This is a genomic window from Acinetobacter sp. UBA5934 (assembly GCF_002430855.1).
GTDB lineage: Bacteria > Pseudomonadota > Gammaproteobacteria > Pseudomonadales > Moraxellaceae > Acinetobacter.
The window spans coordinates 1-3787 of sequence record NZ_DJDC01000004.1; the positions used below are offsets into that span (position 1 = coordinate 1).

Here is a 3787-nt window from a genome sequence, read left to right on the forward strand (position 1 = left end):
AAGGTACACGCTGGATTCAAACCTTAAAAGCTGCCGGTAAAAGTCATTTACACCGTTTTGAGCATAACTATGACCTAGGGGAACTTGAACAACCACCCCAGCTGGATTTATCTGTTTATGAGCAAGATGCCGAAGCACAGCAAATCTTGAAAAATGCCTTGGGTGATGCACAGGATCAGCTTAAACTCCAGTTTGAAACTGACATTCGGCGTACTTTCCGCGTTATTCAATTTGAAGAAACCGAGATTGAAGTCAGTTTAGATGTTGGTGAAGTCCGCACTGAGACTGCACAAAGTGACGTGCATGAAGTTGAATTTGAGCTTAAAGCTGGATCCGTCCAATCATTGCTGGCCTTTAGCTTTGAATGGGTGAAAAAATACCAGCTTTGGCTGGATGTGCGCAGTAAGGCTGAAATCGGTAATCTTTTGGCCATTCAGCAACCGGTGAGTCCGGCAAAATCTGACAAAGAATTTAACTTAAGTAAAAAAGATGCTGCCAATAAAAATTTACGTTTATTGATTGCCCAACAGTTACAGCATTTACTGCCGAATATCGCGGCTATTGCTGCGGGCGTTGCCGAACAAACACATATTCAGCAAGCTCAAATTGCGCTGGATCATTTGCATTTGACCCTGTCGCTATTTAAAGACTGGAATGAGGCGGTTTCAGACAAATGGGCGATGCAAATTGGAGCATTTAAACAGCAGTTCGATCACTTACAGCATCTGGAACACATGCAGTCAACTTTAGGGGCGTTTTTACAAAATCCGAATACGGCATCAAATTTAGCCAAAGATATTTTATATGCCAAAGAAAAGCTGGCCAATCTGGTTCGTTCAACGCAAAACGTGCATCATTATCTAGAATTATTGATGTTTGGCCTGGACCATGAAGAAAAGTCCCAAGCCTATGACTTAAAATGGTTTGCGCAAAATACCCTGCAAAATCAATATAAACAATTACAAGAACATCTTCTGGCTGCCGATATTGCCAATTTTGAGAGTCTGGATCAGTTAGCCACTAAAATTCATGAACTGAAATTTAGCTTTCCGATTTTAACTTCGATTTATGATGTCAAAAATTTGCAGAAATACAGCAAAGCCTTGAATGATGCCCAACTTGCAGCCAGTGAATATCAAATTCTGGCTTCATCTGCCGAATATATTCAGCAAACTGAACTGGAAGCCAGTGACTGGTTTGTTTTGGGCTGGCTGACAGCAAAGCAGGAAGTTTATGCGCAAAACCTGCTTGAAGCGACAGAACAATTCCTGGTGAGCCGTAAATTTATTAAATAACAAATAAACCAGTAAAACCAAACCAACAAAATTAAACCAGCAAAATCAAAGCGTATGCCACGATCTTTTTATGCACACCATGAATCGGTCGACATACGCTTGATCTACTTATCCGCAAAACCCTACTCTTTTTTTGACACTGGCTTACAATAAAAGTTATGACCCGATCGATGATGAAGTGTCAGGAGTTTTAACATGCTTGAAGTAGAATTAAAATTTCAGATCCCCGCCTCACAACAAGAAAAGCTCTATCAGCTCTTCTTGAACAAGAATGCTCGCCTGATTTCTTTATATGCCAAATACTATGACACTCCCGAACGGCATTTGGCTAAAAAAAATATTTCATTACGGCAACGTCTTGAAGATGATCACTGGATACAAACCTTAAAAGCCCCTAGTGATCATTCCTTACAACGTTTTGAATTAGAAAAAGATTTAGGCAAGATCAAAGATCCAACTTTGGATTTAAAAATTTATCAGTCCAATTCGCAAGCAAAACAATTGCTGCAAAATGCTTTGGGCAAACAGGCTAAAAACCTGATTGTGCAATATGAAACAGCAGTCCAACGCCTGGTACACCTGGTTCATTTTAACCGTTCAGAAATTGAAGTCAGTTTGGATCGCGGCGAGATCCATCATAACGATCAAACGGTGCCGATTTATGAAATTGAATTTGAGCTTAAACAAGGTTCCATACAAGACCTGATCAAGTTTATTCATCCTTGGGTGCAGCGCTATCATTTATGGCTAGATGTACGCAGTAAAGCTCAACGCGGAGATTTACTGGCACAGAATTTAAAAAATCCTGCCGCTCAATTTGCAAGCCCGCTTCAACTGGATCAACAGGACTCAACCGATCACGTATTAAAGCAGATCATCAATAATGCCTTGCAGCATCTGTTGCCGAATGCATCAGTCATTGCTACCGCACAGTATGATAGCGAACACGTTCACCAGACGCGTGTGGCCATTCGCCGTTTAAGAAGTGCTTTGCGTGTTTTTGATGACTGGTCAAAAGATATCGATGCTGACTGGCAGGAACAACTGACGCATCTGTTTCGCCAACTCGGTTCAACCCGTGACCGTGATGCCTTGAGTGAAGGACTTTTACCCCAGCTCGAACAGGCCGGTGCACCGTTGGTTCAGCTTCCGGATACACCTGAAGAATCCAGCATTGCCATTGATGAATCTTTACGTTCTTCAGACTTTGTTGAATTGATTCTGAATCTGCTGCGCTTTGTCCATCAGACCAGTACAAAGCAGAAAAAACCGCAATTAAAAAAAGATATCGCAAAAAAACTGCAAAAAATGCATCAACAAATTTGCCAGGATGCCGATCAGTTTCTAGAACTGGATCNNATCCCATCCCGGCATCGCACCCGCAAACGGATGAAACGTTTACGTTATTCGGTAGAATTTGTGGCTTCACTGTATCCGAGCAAGGAAATAAAGCGTTACCTCAAAGATTTAAAACCGGCTCAAGAAAGTTTAGGACAATATAACGATTTGATGGTGGCCGAAGCACTGTTCCAGGATATGGTGAAACGCAAACAAAAACTGTGGTTTGCGCTAGGCTGGATTGCCAGTGAGAAAGAATACATTCTGCAACAGGCACAAGCCCATCTAAAAGATTATGCGAAAACCGACACTTTTTGGTAATGCAAAGCACAGATCAGATTTAAATATTTCCGTAGCTTAACGATATTTGCCAAAAATTTTCCAGGTTCCATTATCCGCCAATGGATCGCTATAACTATCATTGCGCTGTTTACGCGGTTTATCGCGGGCATCGACCAGTTCAAAATGTGGCTCTGTACTGAGTACCATTCCATTCACATAAAACCGTGTGCGTGTATATTCGCTTTGTCCATGCTGAAACACATAAGTGCGCAAGTCGATAAATTCACGATGTGCTACCAAGGCTGCGGTATCATCACTTTCCAACCAGGTACTCATGGCCTGAATCTGCTCGGGTGGATATTTCCCGCATTTTTCGAGCAGGCTGGCAATACCACGAAAAGTTTTCGACTCTTTGGCGCGGGTTTTGTTAATCCGGATGCGATCCACATGAAAATAAAACAGCGGCAGATTCAAATGGCTGGGTAAATGCACTGCATCAATGGTTTCATCCTCCATAAAAGGCTGAAACAGGTCTTGTGCCCTTTCAATTAAACCGGTCCATTGCCGGTAATATTCATCGACTTCTTTTTTAGACCCATAATAAATGGGCAAGCCTTCTACATTGGCCAGATTTGCTGGCGGCCAAATATTTTGACGTAATAAGGCGATATCACTTTTCAGACTTTGTACGGCAATGGCATCTTGCATTGGAGTATCCATTTTCATGCTTAGGCTATTTTTAGATTAAGCCAAAGGTTTAGTTTCTGCAAGGCTTTGCCTATAATATGCCATTAGATCGTATTTGCAGGAAAAGTTCATGGTTCAAAAGATTGAAGCAACAGATGTAACCGAAGAAGAAGCGTTAAATGCTG

3 protein-coding genes are annotated in these 3787 nt (G+C 41.8%); 2 read left to right on the top strand and 1 reads right to left on the bottom strand.

Annotation, left to right across the window (positions count from 1 at the left end; translation table 11 throughout):
- The coding region (locus B2Y23_RS00095; protein ID WP_291368283.1) for an inorganic triphosphatase at positions 1–1295 on the top strand (1295 nt) is incomplete at its 5' end.
- Between the two features lie 195 nt (positions 1296–1490).
- The gene (locus B2Y23_RS00100; RefSeq protein ID WP_291368285.1) at positions 1491–2954 is read left to right on the top strand and encodes a CYTH and CHAD domain-containing protein; all 1464 of its coding nucleotides are present in this window, start codon (positions 1491–1493) and stop codon (positions 2952–2954) included.
- Between the two features lie 36 nt (positions 2955–2990).
- Here B2Y23_RS00100 and B2Y23_RS00105 read toward each other — a convergent pair whose 3' ends face one another.
- Complete coding sequence (locus B2Y23_RS00105) at positions 2991–3623, bottom strand: hypothetical protein (protein WP_291368287.1); 633 nt, start codon at positions 3621–3623, stop codon at positions 2991–2993.
- Between the last annotated feature and the right edge of the window lie 164 nt (positions 3624–3787).

Coding starts and splice junctions, on each gene's coding strand:
- B2Y23_RS00105 (WP_291368287.1), bottom strand. CDS start 3,623: ATGCAAGATGCCATTGCCGTACAAAGTCTGAAAAGTGATATCGCCTTA.